Here is a 16,028-nt window from a genome sequence, read left to right as displayed (position 1 = left end):
CTGAGTTGTTGTATAATTAACGCTTTATTATTATAATTTTGGAGAAATATATGAGCGTTTTAGTAACACAACAAGCACCAGACTTTACATCAGCGGCAGTATTGGCAGATGGGTCAATCGTAGATGACTTTACACTTTCAAGTTTAAAGGGTAAGAAAATTATGTTGTTTTTTTATCCGTTGGACTTTACTTTTGTATGTCCTTCTGAGATTTTGGCACATCATCATCGTATGGCAAAGTTTGCTGAAAAAGGTGTTGAGGTTGTGGGTGTTTCTATTGATTCACAATTCACACATAATGCGTGGAGAAATACCGACCCTAAGGACGGTGGTTTAGGCAAGATTGATTTTCCATTGGTGGCTGATGTTAACCACTCTATTATGGAGGCTTATGGTATCATTCATCCAGCAGGCATTGCACTTCGTGCATCGTTTTTGATTGATGAGAATTTTGATGTGCGTCATCAGGTAGTGAATGATTTACCACTTGGGCGTGATGTTGATGAGATGTTACGAATGGTTGATGCACTGGATTTCCACACTACTAACGGTGAAGTTTGCCCAGCAGGTTGGAATAAAGGCGATGAAGGTATGAAAGACACGCCAGCAGGCGTGGCTGAGTATTTAGCCAAGAATGCCGCTAAGTTATAAGATGATAATTAGTGAGTAAAAAAAAGGGGGTGATTTACCCCCTTTTTTTACTTTTATGTTTAAAAAGATAAAGAGGAAATAATGCAGTATAAAAAATTAAGATGCACAATTTGTGATTGGGTTTATGATGAATATTTAGGCTCAGAAAAAGAAGGCATTGCGCCCAAAACCAAATGGGAAGATATACCTGAGGATTGGGTTTGCCCTGATTGTGGCGCTAACAAAGACCAGTTTGACATGGTGGAAATTTAATGTCAAAAGTTCTAATATTGCCAGGTGATGGCATTGGGCAAGAAATTGTCGCCCAAGCACTGAAAGTTATCAATTACTTAAATGACAATCACTCGCTTAATATGGAATTGCTTCACGGTTTAATCGGCGGCACAGCGTTCGATGAAACTGACTCACCTTTGCCACAAGCCACGCTCGATATGGCACAGCAATGTGATTCAATCTTGCTAGGTGCGGTAGGTGGTTACCAATGGGAGAAATTAGAGCGAAATTTACGCCCCGAACGAGGTTTGTTAGGCTTGCGTGCTGAAATGGATCTATTCTCTAACTTGCGTCCTGCGATTTTATATCCGCAACTTGTCAGCGCTTCGACGCTGAAAGAAGAAGTGGTTTCTGGGCTGGATTTGATGATTGTGCGTGAGTTAGTAGCAGGCATTTACTTTGGTCAACCGCGTGGCATTGAAGAACGAAATGGTGAAAAATATGGCTTTAATACAGCAGGTTATTTTGAGTCTGAAATTCGACGCATCGGACATTCAGCATTTAAAATTGCACAAAAGCGTGATGGGCGTGTTTGTTCAGTTGACAAGGCGAATGTGTTAGAAGTGTGTGAATTATGGCGTGAAACCATGATCGAGGTGGCAAAAGATTATCCAGATGTCGAACTTTCGCATATGTATGTGGATAATGCGGCGATGCAATTGGTTAAAGCACCAAAGCAATTTGATGTGATGGTAACCAGTAATTTATTTGGCGATGTGCTTTCTGATTGTGCGGCAATGCTCACAGGCTCAATCGGCATGCTACCAAGTGCCTCCCTCAACAAAGATGGCTTCGGTATGTACGAGCCAATTCATGGCAGCGCACCTGACATTGCAGGCAAAGATTTGGCTAATCCTTTGGCAACCATTCTTTCAGTAGCAATGATGTTGCGTTATTCACTTAATCAAGCAGACTTGGCAGAAAAAATTGAAGCAGCCGTTAACAGTGTTCTAGACCAAGGCTATCGTACCCAAGACATTGCAGCAGAAGGTGATAGTGTTGTCGGCACAAGCAAAATGGGCGATTTAGTGGTAGGAGCGTTAGCATGAATATTGTCGTTTACTCCACCAATACTTGCCCGATTTGCGTCAAAACCAAAGAATTGTTAAACAAATGGAACTTAACTTTTGAGCAAAAAATGATTGATGAAGATCGCGCCCTAATGGCAGAATTTTCCAAGGTAACAAATGGTGCTAGAATGGTGCCACAAATTGTTATCGACAACAAACATATCGGTGGATTTAGCGATTTAACCGAGTTGCATATGGATGGATTTTTTGACTGATAAGTTTCGCTTTTCATTAAAATCTTTGTTGTTGAAATTTTTAAAACAGTCATTTGTTATGTACAAATTTCTGTTTTTCAAATTTCTTATGCCTCAATTTTGATAAAAATCAGAATGTTAAGACATCCCTAAAATTATTCGTCTAAGTTTTCAATTTCGCTAAGCATTTTTCCAATATGTTTACCCATGTTGTTTTTGTAACCGTGCCAGTCATGATAAGCCGTTAATTTTCTATCAGCAATCGGCTTGATTTCATAGTCGGCTAAGTCTTCTTCATAGCCTTTCTTGACTTCGTCACGCACGATGCGTAAATAATTTAAGAAGGGTTTTACAGTGCTTTCTGCATTGCCAGTTGGACCGTGGCCAGGGACATAATAATCTAAGTCTAAATTGATTACATACTCTAATACCTTAATATTGCCATGCATATCGGAGGTGTTATCAAATCGTCCGTGTCTGTGTAGTAAACCATTGTCACCCATAAATAAAGTTTTGCTCTTGACATGTTCAACCATAATATCGGTATTGGTATGTGCTGCCCTAGTAATATTGTGGTGAATTTTAAAAGTCTCACCACCTGCATTAACGATTTGTAAGTGTGTACTAGCCTTAGTTGGATAAGTGGGTTTTGTACCATCAGATGCGCCTTCAGTTAAATCATGCATTAACTTTACCCAACGCTCACCTTCACCAGATTTGGCTTGCTCAATCATATTGGGATGGGCATAGATTTTGACATTTGGGTAACGCGCAACAATCGCCTGATTACCTAACCAGTGGTCACCATGGACATGGGTATTAAAAACGACAACAATAGGCTTGTTGGTAATCTTTTCTGCGGCAGCAAGAACATTACTTCCCACCTCAACTGTGCTACCTGGGTCAACAATAACAGCACCAATGTTACCAACGATAAGTCCAGGGTTGTTCATAAATCCACGATTTTCTGGATTAGGCTCGTCAAGTGGACCATGCATAACATAGACATTATCAGCAATTTTGTCAAATTTATATTTTTCTGAATTCTGTGATAACCAGATAATGGCAATCACTAAAAATATGGCTGTTAATATTAATAGTAGTTTTTTCATTATTTTCTCCTTAAAAGTAAATTGCATTATATTCCCATTTTAAGAGACCTTTGCATAAATCAACAGCGTATTTTATTTTTTGCATATGGAGACCTTTGCATAAATATGAATAATCATCAAAACGCCATCTTTCATCAAATTACAAACTTTTTAAAAACACCCTTAGCCCTGCTAGGAGTGGATTTAAAAAATTTCCAATTTAATAAAATCTGTCATTTTGCTAATCATCCCTATTTATGCAAAGGTCTCTATGTAAACTTTTTAGTATATAATATGTGTAAAAACGAATATGTGAATATATAAATAAACTATGAATGAATTTTTTAATGTGTTGTCCGACGAAACCCGACTCAGGTGTATCACTTTAGTCTGTGAAAACAAAGAATTATGTGTGTGTGAATTAGAGTATGCACTCAAACTTCCTCAGTCAAAAATATCGCGCCATTTAAGTGTTCTTAGATTAAATGGCTTAATCCGTAAACGCCGTTGTGGTAAATGGGTGCTTTATTCTATCCACCCAGATTTAGCAGATTTTCAAAAGAAAATCATCAAATTTGTTACTACTGAAGCAAGAGCACAAGTCTTGTATAAAAGTGACTTGCATAGGTTGAGTGTTATGAAAAATAGACCAAAAATAGGAGAATGTGATGTTTGAAGCGTTTGAGAATTTTGCCAATTGGCTTACTTTTGATATATTGGCAATATCAGCCAGTAGTAGTCTCGGCAAGGTTATGCAGTTCTTTATAATGGATATTGTCAAAATATTTTTTATGTTAATCATCATCATTTATTTTATGGGTTTGTTGCGTTTTCACATTTCACCAGAAAAAGTGCGTGATTATCTGCAAGGCAAATCAAAAACTTTTGCACAATTTATGGCGATTATTTTAGGTGCAATTACCCCCTTTTGCTCTTGTTCTTCTATCCCGCTATTTTTAGGGTTCCTGCGTGCTGGCATTCCATTAAGCATCGTTTTTACTTTTTTAATCGCCAGCCCGATGATTAACGAAATTGCTGTCATTATTCTAGTTGGCGTAGTCGGCTGGAAAGCAACTTTGATGTTTGTGGTTTCAGGTGCAATTATTGCCTTTATTGGTGGCAGAATTATGGAAAGAATGGGCGTGGAAAAACACATTTTTAATTATGATGAAATTAAAAACGCCAAACTGGTTGCAACTTCAAGTATGCAAACCGATAAAAGTTGGGCAGTTATGCACAAATACGCCGTAGTTGAAGCAAAAAAAATATTTGGCGAGCTTTGGAAGTGGGTAATTATAGGAGTGGGTGTTGGTGCATTATTCCATGGTTATTTCCCCCAAGATTGGGCGCAAAGCTTAGGCGGAGATAATCTATTAGCAGTGCCGATGGCAGTTATTGCCGGTGTGCCGCTATATTCTGATGAAGTTGGTATTATTCCACTTGTGGAGGCTATGCTGCTTAAAGGCGTTGCAGTTGGCACGACACTTGCATTTATGATGAGTATTGCCGCTATTTCTTTGCCAGAGTTATTGATTTTAAAGCAAGTGATGCACTGGAAGGCATTGGCTTTATTTACAACGATTGTTGCAGTCTCAATTATGCTAGTTGGACTGTTGTTTAATTTGGTTTTATAACGGATAAAAAAAATGAAAAAAACAATATTACTACTAATGCTATTCAATATTAATGTTTATGCCAGTACTGGACTTAAGATTGAAAAAATTAATGACTATGTTTATGCCTTAGTGGGTGAAACCAAACAAAGAAGTACGCAAAACTTAGGCAACAATTCCACTCATGGGGTGGTTATTACTAAGACAGGGGTGATTGTGATTGATAGTGGTGCAAGCTATTTGGGTGCTAGACAAATTCATCAAGCAATCCAAACTCTAACTGATAAACCAATTACCACTGTTATTAATACTGGTGGACAAGACCATCGCTGGCTTGGGAATGATTATTTTAAAACCTTGGGTGCAAACATTATTGCTTCAGAAAAAACACGCAATGACCAAATAGCGCGCACTGATTATCATCTAAATCGTTTAGGCAATTTAATTGGCGACAGTTTAAAGGGTACTAAACCTGTTTATGCTAATACAACTTTTAAACAAAGAAAAATGCTCAATATTAGTGGTGTGCATTTAGAGTTGTATCATTTCGGCGGTGCACATACGCTGGGTGATATTTTTGTGTGGATGCCACAAGAAAAAATTATGTTTAGTGGTGATATTGTTTTTGTCCAAAGGGCACTTGGCACAGGGCCTGCTAAAAATATCAAAAGTTGGATTAAAGTATTTGAAAAAATGGCAAGTTTCAAACCAAAACACATTATTCCAGGGCATGGACACACGACTAACTTAGTAGAAGCCACTAAAGACACTTATGATTATTTGGTGTTTTTGCGTGATGAAGTGCGAAAAGTAATTGAGGAAGATGGTGATATTATGCAAGCAACTGATATCAATCAAGATGCTTTTAAATATCTAAAAAACTTTGAGGGTATTGCTAGAAAAAATGCACAAAATGCCTTTGTGCAATTAGAGTTTGAAGAATAAATAATAGGAGAGTGAAAATGAAAATATTTCTAAGTGTTATATTGTTGCTAATAAGTCAGTTGACTTTAGCAAATCGTGATTTTTTAGTGGACAGTGATTGGTTAAGCGAGCGCATTGATGATAAAAACCTACGCATTTTAGAGGTACGCTATCACCCACATCGCTACTTTACTATTGGGCATATTCCAGGTGCCATTCAAGTACAGCGTTTTAAAGATTTAGGCGATAACAACAGCAATCCAATTATGCGTTTTCCAAGCAAAAAAGCCTTTGAAAAAACTTTACGCAGTTGGGGGGTAAATAATCATTCTACCGTCGTTTTATATGATGATTCTGGCAGTGCACTTGCATCAAGGGTATATTTTCTATTGGAATTATACGGCTTTAATATGCATCAAGTTAAAATCTTAAATGGTGGTACACAAGCGTGGAATTCATTTGAGGATATGACCACAGAAACCACAAAAGTTACTCAGGGCAATGTAGTGCTAAAAGATGCCAATACCAACTTATTTATTGAATGGCAAGATATTTATTCTGATGTCGTCTCAGAACGCAATAAAGATATTGTTTTACTTGATGCAAGACCACATAAGATGTACACAGGTGAGGTCATTAAGCATTCTATCCTAGCAGGACATATTCCAGGTGCGATTAATATTGTTAGCATGAAAGGTATTAGCTCTCAAGAATGGATAGATGAAAAACAACTCACACAATTATATGCCTCCATTAACAAAAATAAGACCGTTTATCTTTATTGCCATGATGGATTTAGAATGAGTTTGGGGTATTTACAATTAAAAAGTTTGGGATATAAAAATATTAAACTGTATAACGGTGGTTGGTCGCATTGGGGCAACCGTTTAACTTTACCAACAGTAGAAGGCGACAAACCTTATGCTGGAGATTACGAATTATAAAATAGGAGAAAAAAATGATAGAAGTTAAAATATTAGGCACAGGTTGTGCGAATTGCAAGGCAACTCAAAAATTGGTTGAAAAAGTTTGTAGTGATAACGCTATTCCAATTAATTTAGAGAAAATTGAAGACACCGTCCAGATTATGTCTTATGGCATTATGTCCACACCAGGTGTAGTGGTTGATGGCAAAATCGCACACACAGGCGGTATTCCAGATGCAAAAACCGTTTTGTCTTGGTTTAAATCACAATGTTGTCCAACTGATGATAAATGTTGTTAAGAAATAATTAGAGACCTTTGCATAAATATGAATAATCATCAAAACGCCATCTTTCATCAAATTACAAACTTTTTAAAAACACCCTTAGCCCTGCTAGGAGTGGATTTAAAAAATTTCCAATTTAATAAAATCTGTCATTTTGCTAATCATCCCTATTTATGCAAAGGTCTCCTAATATAGGTTGTTTAATAAATGTGATGTCTCTGTTAATAACATTGTTTGTTTTTTATTTTACTCGCCTAACCGTTTGAGTTAACCGGAACAGCGTATAGAAAAGCCAGATTAGACGACTTGTTAGAGCTGCCATATATCAATGAAAATCCTTTAGGCAGCACCGACCCGAAGGATTTCTTGTTGTGCATGCACATATTTTTTCTTGGGTATTTTTAATAACAAAATCTTTAATTGCTTGTGATGAAGATTCAATTTTAGAAACACCAAAACAGTAACAAATTAATGCATTGGGATTAGTTTCTTTTATTCCTACTTCTGTGCGTAGTGATGATTTATTAATTGTCGAGTCATCTTCACCAAAATATACCACCTCACATTCTGGGTCATTACAAAAATAATAACCTTGTTGTTTGTTATTCCAGTTCCAAGGCTCATTAATATGATGAATAATCGTTGTTGATGACACACCACTGTATGATTTTCCGTTAACAGGGCACTTATACTTTTTAGGATGTGCCTGAGGTTTATTTGATGAAGGGCAACAGTTTGTCATGGTTTATCTCCTAATGGTCTAACGCTTGAATTCAGTTGACACATTAGCGGTCGGCTGGAATGGTTTGCCAGATGTTTTTATAAAGTTTTTCATTTAATCATACACTGTTCAATGATATTCAAAAGAAAAATATCATTTTAGCGTAAAACAAAACTCTGATCCTAATTGTAATTGTTCAAAGTAAGGACTTATATGCACACATCAAAAAAACCGATTGGATTTTGGTCAGCTGTTTCAATCGGAATTATTATTTTGTTTGTATTAGAGACCTTTGCATAAATATGAATAATCATCAAAACGCCATCTTTCATCAAATTACAAACTTTTTAAAAACACCCTTAGCCCTGCTAGGAGTGGATTTAAAAAATTTCCAATTTAATAAAATCTGTCATTTTGCTAATCATCCCTATTTATGCAAAGGTCTCTTAATAAAATAATGGGTATAGGATACGACTCCCCACTTGGCTAGATACCGTTGCAGGAAAATTAGGGTCGGTAGAGAGTAATTTTTGCACACAACGAGGGAGGGGACAACTCCCTGTCATTTTGGTGATTATTCATAATTATGTAAAGGTTTCATACTGCTTAATGGCATAATATGCATATGCGAAAAAAACCGATATTAAGCAATGTCCAAGATATTGCCACAACTAAGTTTTTCAATATTCAATCAATGGATGTTGCGTTTTCCAATGGGGAAAAACGCCAATATGAACGCCTAAAGCCAGAGGGAAATGGGGCTGTGTTGGTGATACCAATGCTGGATGATGATACCGTTTTAATGATTTATGAATATTCTGGCGGTACTGATAAATATGAGTTAGCATTGACCAAAGGCAAAATTGATACAGGTGAATCTCCAATTGAAGCTGCTAATAGAGAGTTAATTGAAGAAATTGGCTATGGCGCAAAACAGCTTTCTTTTGTGAAAACCATGACTTTGGCACCAGGTTATCAATCAAACTTTACCCATATTATTTTGGCACAAGATTTATATGAAGACAGTGCGCAGGGTGATGAGCCTGAGCCGTTGGAAGTGGTAAAGCATAAATTATCTGACTTGGAAAACTTGGTTTATAACGAAGATTTAACTGAAGCCAGAACCATTGCAGCACTTTATATGGCAAAGGAAATTATTAAAAATCAGTGATTGATATTCCACCAACATTTATCCTGCAATCGCCAAACACCCCTTTCCCCGATGTCTCTTTGGCGTTAGACGAGCCGAATGGGCTGATTGCCATTGGCGGTGATTTGTCGCCTGAGCGGTTGATTAGGGCTTATCAACAGGGCATTTTCCCATGGTATAGCGAAAACGATCCTGTACTTTGGTATAGTCCAAATCCACGAATGGTGATTACGCCCGACAAATTACACATCTCCAAAAGTTTAGCGAAAACGCTAAAATCCAAGCAATTTAAGGTCAAAATTGACACCCATTTTGACAGCGTTATTCACCATTGCAGAAGCGTCGTGCGTAAAGCACAAAACAGCACTTGGATTGATGAAAATATGGTGCGTGCTTATACCCAGTTGCACAAGCAAGGCGTGGTGAAATCGGTGGAAGTGTATCAAAACTCCGAGTTAGTTGGCGGGTTGTATGGCGTGAGTATGGGCAAAGTATTTTTTGGTGAATCAATGTTTTCTTTGGTGAGTAATGCGTCCAAAATTGCCTTCGTGCATTTAGTGCAAAAGTTGGGCTACGAACTGATCGATTGTCAAGTGGAAAGTACGCATTTAAAAAGTTTGGGTGCATTCAATATCAAACGAGATGTGTTCATTCAACAATTACAACAATTACTGTTAAAATAGCACTAAACTATTAAAAAGGACTGTTATGAAAAACTTTATTAAATTAACCACATTGACTTTTTTCATTCTCAATATTTCTGCTTGTGGCAGAACGGGTGAATTAGAAAAAGTTAAACTTTCATCAATTACACCCACTGTAACGCATAGCATATAAAAAGCCCTTGGGATTTTCTTATCACAATCAAATATTACACGCCGAATCAGTTGCCATCACAGATTTAATGGCAACTTACGGCTCGCCACTCTATGTCTATTCTCGTACAGACATTGAAGACAACTGGCGTCAATTTGACCAAGCTTTTGGCACACACCCGCATTTGGTTTGCTATGCAGTCAAGGCAAATTCTAATTTAGCCGTCTTAAATGTGCTGGCAAAATGCGGTGCTGGGTTTGACATCGTTTCTGTGGGTGAATTAGAACGGGTTTTAGCCGCAGGGGGCAACGCCAATAAATGCGTCTTCTCCGGTGTGGCAAAAACCGTTATCGAAATTGAACGCGCATTAGAAGTAGGCGTGCGTTGTTTCAATGTAGAATCCGCATCCGAATTACAACGCATTGAAACCGTTGCAAAATCTGTCAATAAAAAAGCACCAATTTCTATTCGTGTTAATCCCAATGTTGACGCCAAAACCCACCCGTATATTTCCACAGGTTTGAAAGAAAATAAATTCGGCATTGATATTGACGAAGCCATTGATTTATACAAAAAAGCACAAAATTCTGAGTTTTTGGATATTCAAGGTCTAGATTGCCATATTGGCTCACAAATCACTGATGTTTCACCATTTTTAGACGCACTCGACAAAGTTTTAGCCTTAGTTGAGCAATTAAACGACCAAGGCATTCATATCCACCACTTAGACTTAGGCGGCGGTGTCGGCATCGATTACGAAGGTGAGGAAACCATTGATATTCAAGCCTATGTTGACGCCATTATCAGCCAAGTAGGAAAAACCGAAATAATTTTAGAACCTGGCAGAGCCATCGTTGGCAACGCAGGCATATTTATCACCAAAGTTGAGTTTTTAAAGCAAAATTCCGACCACGAATTTGCCATCGTTGACGGTGCTATGAATGATTTACTCCGCCCCAGTTTTTACAACGCCTATCACAATGTCTTGCCTATTAACCAAAACCCCACTGGCATCACAGCCCAATGGGATATAGTCGGCCCCATCTGTGAAACGGGTGATTTCCTTGCTAAGAATAGAGATTTGTCATTATCTGAAGGCGATTATTTAGCCGTGATGTCAGCAGGTGCTTACGGTTTTACCATGAGTTCCAACTATAACTCCCGCCCTAGGGTAGCAGAAGTCATGGTGTCAGACACCAAACATCAATGTATTAGAAAACGCGAAACCATACAAGATTTATTTGCTCAGGAGAAATTGTATGGATATTAAAAAAATGACTTTAAAACAACTCAAACAGAAATATAACGCATTAATAGGTAGTAAGAACTACAATGAGATAATTGAGGTTTGCACGCAGATTATTCAGTTAGATCCAAATAATGCCGAGGATTTTTACAATCGTGGCACTGCTTATGCTAATTTAAAACAATCTGAAAAAGCCATCCAAGATTACAACAAGGTTATTGAATTAGAGCCAAATAATGCCGAGGCTTTTAACAATCGTGGCAGTGCTTATACTGATTTAAAACAATTTGGAAAAGCCATCCAAGATTACAACAAGGCTATTGAATCAAACTCAAAGTATGCCAAGGCTTTTTACAATCGTGGCGTTACTTATGCTAATTTAAAACAATTTGGAAAAGCCATCCAAGATTACAACAAGGCTATTGAATTAGAGCCAAATGATGCCAAGGCTTTTAACAATCGTGGCAGTGCTTATACTGATTTAAAACAATTTGGAAAAGCCATCCAAGATTACAACAAGGCTATTGAATCAAACTCAAAGTATGCCAAGGCTTTTTACAATCGTGGCATTGCTTACGGAGCATTAGGGGAAGAGGAAGAAGCAATTCAAGACTTTAAAGAAGCACAGAAATTAGACCCCAGTATTATTGCCAAAGAACAAATCAAAGCGTTGGAAAAAGAGTTTGAAGAAAAAATTCAACAAACTCAAGATAGCAATGAAGAGGTGCAAGGGTTCCAAACGATTTTAGAGGATTTAAAAGAAGAACATCAAACAGAAGAAGGCGACTGGTTTAAATGGAGTAAAGGGGCGGTTGGTATAACTTTAGGGTTAATTGTGTTGGCACTGGTTTTGGTTTCTTGTGGTTTTTTAGAAAGTGGCGACACTTATATTGTTTATATTTTTTCTTCTATTGTAACTTTTACCATTATTCGCCAATATACCAACGCCAAGGCTTTGCGTATTGAAGCCAGCAACCGTGTGGCAATGGCAAAAATGTTTGAACGAGTGAAACACGAAAATAATGATTACCAAACAGAATTTTTACCTAAACTTGTTGATACTATCGTGTATTCTACAACCAAAGAAAAAAATAACGCTGATGGACTGGTAGAAAAAATAATAAATGGATTAACAAAACTTAAAAAATGACAAAACTAACTAACAATCAAAAAAAATTCTTACGCGCTCGTGGACATGTACTTAAACCTATTGTGATGGTTGGACAACATGGCTTAAGTGAGTCGGTATTGGCAGAATTGGAATCAACAATGACCAAGCATGAGTTGTTAAAAATAAAAATTCGTGCAGAGGATAGGGACGATAGGCAAAAAATGATTGATGAGGTGATTAATGTTACTAAAGCACATTTGATACAGGTGATTGGTAGCGTGATGGTGATTTATCGGGCGTTTGAGGAAGAGCCGCAAATTATTCTCCCTAGAAAATAATATTCAATGACGGTAAAAATTGCCATTAGTGCTGTTGAAACTTCGGGCGATTTAATTGGTGCTAAATTAGTGGCAGCGTTAAAAGCACAAGATATTGATATTCAAATAATGGGGCTGTCTGGCGATAAGATGATTGCCGCAGGCTGTGTGCAGTTGTGGGATCAGAAGCGGGTGAATGTGATGGGCTTTAGCGAGGTGTTGAAAAAATTGCCTGCGTTGTTGTGGCTTAGAAGAACTGTTATTGGTTATTTTTCTACCAACAAACCCGATGTTTTTATTGGTGTGGATGGACCTGATTTTAATTTTATGATTGAAAAAAGGTTGAAGCAGCAGGGTATTAAAACCGTGCATTTTATCTCGCCATCAGTGTGGGCTTGGCGACAATCAAGAATCAAGAAAATCAAAAAATCAACCGACTTGGTGTTGTGCCTGTTTCCATTTGAAGTAGAATTTTATCAAAAACATAAGCAACGAGCGGTGTTTGTTGGACATCCATTGGCGGAAACTTTACAGCCTAGAGTCAATTACCAAGCCACAAAAACCATCTTATTAATGCCTGGTTCTCGTGCGAGCGAAATTACCAGATTATTGCCTGAAATGTTAACAGCAGCAGCGATGATGGCGGTGCAAGACCCACAGTTAAAATTTCACTTAGCATTGGCAAATGATGAACTGCTTGGATGGGCGAAGCCACTTGCCACAAAAGCAAATGTGAGTATTTCTATAGGGGATGCACACCAGTGGATGTCACAAGTAGATTTGGTGTTGGTGGCTAGTGGCACAGCGGCTTTGGAGTTGGCGTTATTAGGTGTGCCGATGGTGGTGGTGTATAAATTATCGGCATTTAGTTATCTTATTGCCTCCAGATTGGTCAAAATTAAGTGGGTGAGTTTGCCCAATATTATTGCCAATAAACCCTTGGTACCGGAACTTATTCAAGATGCGGCAAACGGAGAAAATATTGCCAAACACGCTATGGAAATTTTAACTAGCGATGTAACAACATTAACGCAAGCGTTTAAGGAAATCCATCAACAACTGAATTTAAATGCCAGTGAAGAATCAGCACGACTTATTAGTGAATTTATTTATGAGAGACCTTTGCATAAATATGAATAATCATCAAAACGCCATCTTTCATCAAATTACAAACTTTTTAAAAACACCCTTAGCCCTGCTAGGAGTGGATTTAAAAAATTTCCAATTTAATAAAATCTGTCATTTTGCTAATCATCCCTATTTATGCAAAGGTCTCTATGAGTAAAATAAATGCTATTGTTGCTTTGGCGTTAGATGAGGATATTGGTACGGGCGATGTGTCTGCTAGTTTGCTTGATGACAAAATAGTATCGGCACAAATTATTGCCAGAGAATCGGCTGTGATTTGTGGGACTCAATATGCACAAATGGCGTTTTTATTATTAGATGAGTCTATTCAAATTGCATGGCAATTGGGCGATGGCGACAACATTCAGGCGGGGCAAGTTTTAGCCATTTTGTCGGGGTCGTCTAGGGCAATCATTAGTGCTGAGCGGGTAGCACTCAATTTCTTGCAAACTTTGAGTGCGGTGGCAACGCAAACGCAGTATTTGGTGAATAAAATTGCACATACCAACGCCCAACTATTAGACACTCGAAAAACCCTTCCTGGATTACGATTGGCACAAAAACAGGCGGTGCAATGTGGTGGTGGTGTCAATCACCGAATGGGATTATATGATTGCGTAATGCTAAAAGAAAACCATATTATTGCTGCTGGCTCAATCACACAAGCGGTGCAATCCGCAGGCAGAAAATACCCAGATTTACCCTTGATTGTTGAGGTAGAAACCCTACCCCAACTCACTGAAATACTAGATTTAATAAATATTGATAATTGTAAGAGGTTGAACCTCTTACATGTGCCTATTGATAGAGTGTTGTGTGATAATTTTTCAATGGCTGATTTGATGCGGGCTGTTAAGTTGGTGAACCATAATGTGCCGTTAGAGGCTTCTGGTAATATTAATGAAAGCACGATTGTCGCAGTGGCTGAAACGGGGATTGATTATATTTCTACTGGCAGTATCACCAAAAATATTCAAGCAATAGATTTATCACTTAGATTTATTTAAGCCAAAGGCAAAGAAAGTTGGTGACAGCAAACTCTCCTGAGCATTGTACCTGAGTGGTTCGCCATTCTCATCCACCACAGACCCTCCTGCATTTTGTAAAATACACCCACCTGCTGCGGTATCCCACTCAGAACAAGGCCCAAATCTTGGGTAATAATCATAATTACCTTGTGCAATTTCACAAAACTTTAAGGCACTGCCTAAATGATTTAATCGATATTCGCCCAATTTTGCAAGGTGTGTCTGTAATTTTGGATTGTGCAATGAATGATGCCCAATAATGATGCGTAATGTTTGCTTGGCGGCAGATGCCTTGATGCGTTTGTGATTGCCATTATGATATTGATGAGATTGCCCGTCAAAACCATAATAATGAGTGCGGGAAATTGGTGCATAAACCAATCCAAAAATCGCTGTATGGTTTTTAATGTATGCAATACAAATACAGAATTCACCCGTCTGTTCAATAAAATCTTTTGTACCATCTAAGGGGTCTATTAACCAATATTCATCCCATTTTGAACGCTCTTTAAAGGTAATTTTATCGGACTCTTCAGATAAAATTGGCACTGTTGGAGTGAGTTTAGATAAGGCATTAACGATGGATTGGTGGGCGTGTTTGTCGGCAATGGTGAGGGGTGTTTCATCTGCTTTTATCTCAATCTGAATGTCAGTTTTGTAATGCGACAAAATCTCGTCACCAACTTCTGTAGTGAGTGTGATTAATTGTGGCAGAATTTTGTCAAATGTCATACTTGGTGATTAAGTATTTTTCTAATCTATCGCAGTAGAATAAAAAAATACTCAGCAATTTGATGGACTTACCCGAGTTTGAAGCCATAAGGACCAATTAATAATTATAAATTGAGACCTTTGCATAAATAGGGATGATTAGCAAAATGACAGATTTTATTAAATTGGAAATTTTTTAAATCCACTCCTAGCAGGGCTAAGGGTGTTTTTAAGAAGTTTGTAATTTGATGAAAGATGGCGTTTTGATGATTATTCATATTTATGCAAAGGTCTCAAATTAAATTTTACAGGTTTTCTATTATGAAATAAAAGTTTTAAAATGCACTATCCAAAATATGCTAACAAGGAACATAAAGATATTCTCAATGTGTTTTATAAAGCTATGGGATGAAAGGGTGAGCATGAAGGCAAGAAAAGTATACAAAACTCAAGACTTTAATCTTAAAAAAATGATAGTTTTAGAAAAAAGCATGGCTTTTAAAGAATTTTTAAAAAATCTAGAAAATAACTGCACTCTATGAAGAATGAGACCTTTGCATAAATAGGGATGATTAGCAAAATGACAGATTTTATTAAATTGGAAATTTTTTAAATCCACTCCTAGCAGGGCTAAGGGTGTTTTTAAAAAGTTTGTAATTTGATGAAAGATGGCGTTTTGATGATTATTCATATTTATGCAAAGGTCTCGAATAAAACTACTTTTATTAAGCCCCTTTCCCCGCCTAAAAAAGTTTAAAAAATTTATTTTTCTTGG

At 37.4% G+C, this 16,028-nt stretch carries 26 protein-coding genes; 21 read left to right on the top strand and 5 right to left on the bottom strand.

Features of this window, described 5'->3' with window-relative positions; all coding sequences use genetic code 11:
• Positions 1-50 precede the first annotated feature (50 nt).
• The 4 genes from AB8525_RS05580 to AB8525_RS05565 all read left to right on the top strand — a co-directional run bounded on the left by AB8525_RS05580 (position 51) and on the right by AB8525_RS05565 (position 2,208).
• Complete coding sequence (locus tag AB8525_RS05580; protein WP_369176758.1) at positions 51-650, top strand: peroxiredoxin; 600 nt, start codon at positions 51-53, stop codon at positions 648-650.
• 81 nt (positions 651-731) lie between these two features.
• Positions 732-902 (top strand): rubredoxin, encoded by a 171-nt coding sequence (locus AB8525_RS05575; RefSeq protein ID WP_369176757.1) that lies wholly within the window; start codon positions 732-734, stop codon positions 900-902.
• Entirely contained in the window at positions 902-1,972 is a 1,071-nt protein-coding gene (leuB, locus tag AB8525_RS05570; protein ID WP_369176755.1) for a 3-isopropylmalate dehydrogenase, read from the top strand. The genes AB8525_RS05575 and leuB overlap by 1 nt, the downstream gene beginning before the upstream one ends.
• Positions 1,969-2,208, top strand: a complete 240-nt coding sequence (locus tag AB8525_RS05565; protein ID WP_369176753.1) for a glutaredoxin domain-containing protein — start codon at positions 1,969-1,971, stop codon at positions 2,206-2,208. Before leuB ends, AB8525_RS05565 begins: the two co-directional genes overlap by 4 nt.
• Positions 2,209-2,342: 134 nt before the next feature.
• Here the strand turns inward: AB8525_RS05565 and AB8525_RS05560 are convergent, their stop codons facing one another.
• Positions 2,343-3,299 (bottom strand): MBL fold metallo-hydrolase, encoded by a 957-nt coding sequence (locus AB8525_RS05560; RefSeq protein WP_369150018.1) that lies wholly within the window; start codon positions 3,297-3,299, stop codon positions 2,343-2,345.
• A gap of 105 nt (positions 3,300-3,404) precedes the next feature.
• On the opposite strand from AB8525_RS05560, the gene AB8525_RS05555 reads away from it, so the two are divergent.
• The 7 genes from AB8525_RS05555 to AB8525_RS05525 are packed head-to-tail and all read left to right on the top strand — an operon-like array spanning position 3,405 to position 7,220.
• A complete protein-coding gene (locus AB8525_RS05555) occupies positions 3,405-3,602 on the top strand; it encodes a hypothetical protein (protein WP_369150017.1) in 198 nt (65 codons plus the stop codon).
• 7 nt (positions 3,603-3,609) lie between these two features.
• Complete coding sequence (locus AB8525_RS05550; protein WP_369176751.1) at positions 3,610-3,954, top strand: ArsR/SmtB family transcription factor; 345 nt, start codon at positions 3,610-3,612, stop codon at positions 3,952-3,954.
• The gene (locus tag AB8525_RS05545) at positions 3,947-4,912 is read left to right on the top strand and encodes a permease (protein WP_369176749.1); all 966 of its coding nucleotides are present in this window, start codon (positions 3,947-3,949) and stop codon (positions 4,910-4,912) included. Before AB8525_RS05550 ends, AB8525_RS05545 begins: the two co-directional genes overlap by 8 nt.
• Before the next feature lie 12 nt (positions 4,913-4,924).
• Positions 4,925-5,836, top strand: a complete 912-nt coding sequence (locus AB8525_RS05540; RefSeq protein WP_369176747.1) for an MBL fold metallo-hydrolase — start codon at positions 4,925-4,927, stop codon at positions 5,834-5,836.
• A 17-nt stretch (positions 5,837-5,853) separates the two neighbouring features.
• Positions 5,854-6,759, top strand: a complete 906-nt coding sequence (locus AB8525_RS05535; protein WP_369176746.1) for a sulfurtransferase — start codon at positions 5,854-5,856, stop codon at positions 6,757-6,759.
• Positions 6,760-6,773: 14 nt separating this feature from the next.
• A complete protein-coding gene (locus tag AB8525_RS05530) occupies positions 6,774-7,040 on the top strand; it encodes a thioredoxin family protein (protein ID WP_369176744.1) in 267 nt (88 codons plus the stop codon).
• 27 nt (positions 7,041-7,067) lie between these two features.
• Positions 7,068-7,220 carry a hypothetical protein gene (locus AB8525_RS05525; RefSeq protein WP_369176742.1) on the top strand — a complete coding sequence of 51 codons (153 nt, stop codon included), beginning with the start codon at positions 7,068-7,070 and terminating at the stop codon, positions 7,218-7,220.
• Between the two features lie 130 nt (positions 7,221-7,350).
• Here the strand turns inward: AB8525_RS05525 and AB8525_RS05520 are convergent, their stop codons facing one another.
• The gene (locus tag AB8525_RS05520; protein ID WP_369176740.1) at positions 7,351-7,767 is read right to left on the bottom strand and encodes a putative iron-sulfur cluster-binding metallochaperone; all 417 of its coding nucleotides are present in this window, start codon (positions 7,765-7,767) and stop codon (positions 7,351-7,353) included.
• Positions 7,768-8,048: 281 nt separating this feature from the next.
• On the opposite strand from AB8525_RS05520, the gene AB8525_RS05515 reads away from it, so the two are divergent.
• From AB8525_RS05515 to nadC, 10 genes are all read left to right on the top strand, one after another.
• Positions 8,049-8,204 carry a hypothetical protein gene (locus AB8525_RS05515; protein WP_369150012.1) on the top strand — a complete coding sequence of 52 codons (156 nt, stop codon included), beginning with the start codon at positions 8,049-8,051 and terminating at the stop codon, positions 8,202-8,204.
• Between the two features lie 167 nt (positions 8,205-8,371).
• On the top strand, positions 8,372-8,917 hold the full coding sequence (nudE, locus tag AB8525_RS05510) for an ADP compounds hydrolase NudE (RefSeq protein WP_369176738.1): 546 nt from the start codon (positions 8,372-8,374) through the stop codon (positions 8,915-8,917).
• Complete coding sequence (aat, locus tag AB8525_RS05505; RefSeq protein ID WP_369176736.1) at positions 8,914-9,579, top strand: leucyl/phenylalanyl-tRNA--protein transferase; 666 nt, start codon at positions 8,914-8,916, stop codon at positions 9,577-9,579. The genes nudE and aat overlap by 4 nt, the downstream gene beginning before the upstream one ends.
• A gap of 25 nt (positions 9,580-9,604) precedes the next feature.
• Positions 9,605-9,733, top strand: a complete 129-nt coding sequence (locus AB8525_RS05500) for a hypothetical protein (protein WP_369176734.1) — start codon at positions 9,605-9,607, stop codon at positions 9,731-9,733.
• A gap of 67 nt (positions 9,734-9,800) precedes the next feature.
• Complete coding sequence (lysA, locus tag AB8525_RS05495; RefSeq protein WP_369179025.1) at positions 9,801-10,982, top strand: diaminopimelate decarboxylase; 1,182 nt, start codon at positions 9,801-9,803, stop codon at positions 10,980-10,982.
• Positions 10,972-12,108 carry a tetratricopeptide repeat protein gene (locus tag AB8525_RS05490; RefSeq protein WP_369176733.1) on the top strand — a complete coding sequence of 379 codons (1,137 nt, stop codon included), beginning with the start codon at positions 10,972-10,974 and terminating at the stop codon, positions 12,106-12,108. Before lysA ends, AB8525_RS05490 begins: the two co-directional genes overlap by 11 nt.
• Positions 12,105-12,407, top strand: a complete 303-nt coding sequence (gene yhbY / locus AB8525_RS05485) for a ribosome assembly RNA-binding protein YhbY (protein ID WP_369176731.1) — start codon at positions 12,105-12,107, stop codon at positions 12,405-12,407. The genes AB8525_RS05490 and yhbY overlap by 4 nt, the downstream gene beginning before the upstream one ends.
• A gap of 6 nt (positions 12,408-12,413) precedes the next feature.
• Entirely contained in the window at positions 12,414-13,526 is a 1,113-nt protein-coding gene (gene lpxB, locus AB8525_RS05480) for a lipid-A-disaccharide synthase (RefSeq protein ID WP_369176730.1), read from the top strand.
• Positions 13,519-13,671: a hypothetical protein gene (locus AB8525_RS05475; protein WP_369149994.1), complete on the top strand. Its 153-nt coding sequence runs from the start codon at positions 13,519-13,521 to the stop codon at positions 13,669-13,671. The genes lpxB and AB8525_RS05475 overlap by 8 nt, the downstream gene beginning before the upstream one ends.
• Positions 13,664-14,521 (top strand): carboxylating nicotinate-nucleotide diphosphorylase, encoded by an 858-nt coding sequence (gene nadC, locus AB8525_RS05470; RefSeq protein ID WP_369149993.1) that lies wholly within the window; start codon positions 13,664-13,666, stop codon positions 14,519-14,521. Before AB8525_RS05475 ends, nadC begins: the two co-directional genes overlap by 8 nt.
• On the opposite strand, the gene cysQ is transcribed toward nadC, so the two are convergent.
• The 3 genes from cysQ to AB8525_RS05455 form a co-directional block, all read right to left on the bottom strand.
• Positions 14,504-15,274: a 3'(2'),5'-bisphosphate nucleotidase CysQ gene (gene cysQ, locus AB8525_RS05465; protein WP_369149992.1), complete on the bottom strand. Its 771-nt coding sequence runs from the start codon at positions 15,272-15,274 to the stop codon at positions 14,504-14,506. The genes nadC and cysQ overlap by 18 nt on opposite strands.
• 104 nt (positions 15,275-15,378) lie before the next feature.
• Complete coding sequence (locus AB8525_RS05460) at positions 15,379-15,531, bottom strand: hypothetical protein (RefSeq protein WP_369149990.1); 153 nt, start codon at positions 15,529-15,531, stop codon at positions 15,379-15,381.
• 170 nt (positions 15,532-15,701) lie between these two features.
• Positions 15,702-15,944: a hypothetical protein gene (locus AB8525_RS05455; protein ID WP_369176728.1), complete on the bottom strand. Its 243-nt coding sequence runs from the start codon at positions 15,942-15,944 to the stop codon at positions 15,702-15,704.
• Positions 15,945-16,028: the final 84 nt, after the last annotated feature.

This window comes from Candidatus Thiodubiliella endoseptemdiera, from assembly GCF_964212635.1.
Lineage (GTDB): Bacteria > Pseudomonadota > Gammaproteobacteria > PS1 > Pseudothioglobaceae > Thiodubiliella > Thiodubiliella endoseptemdiera.
The sequence above is the reverse complement of the archived record's forward strand: the minus strand, read 5'-3'. Positions and strand labels throughout refer to the sequence as shown.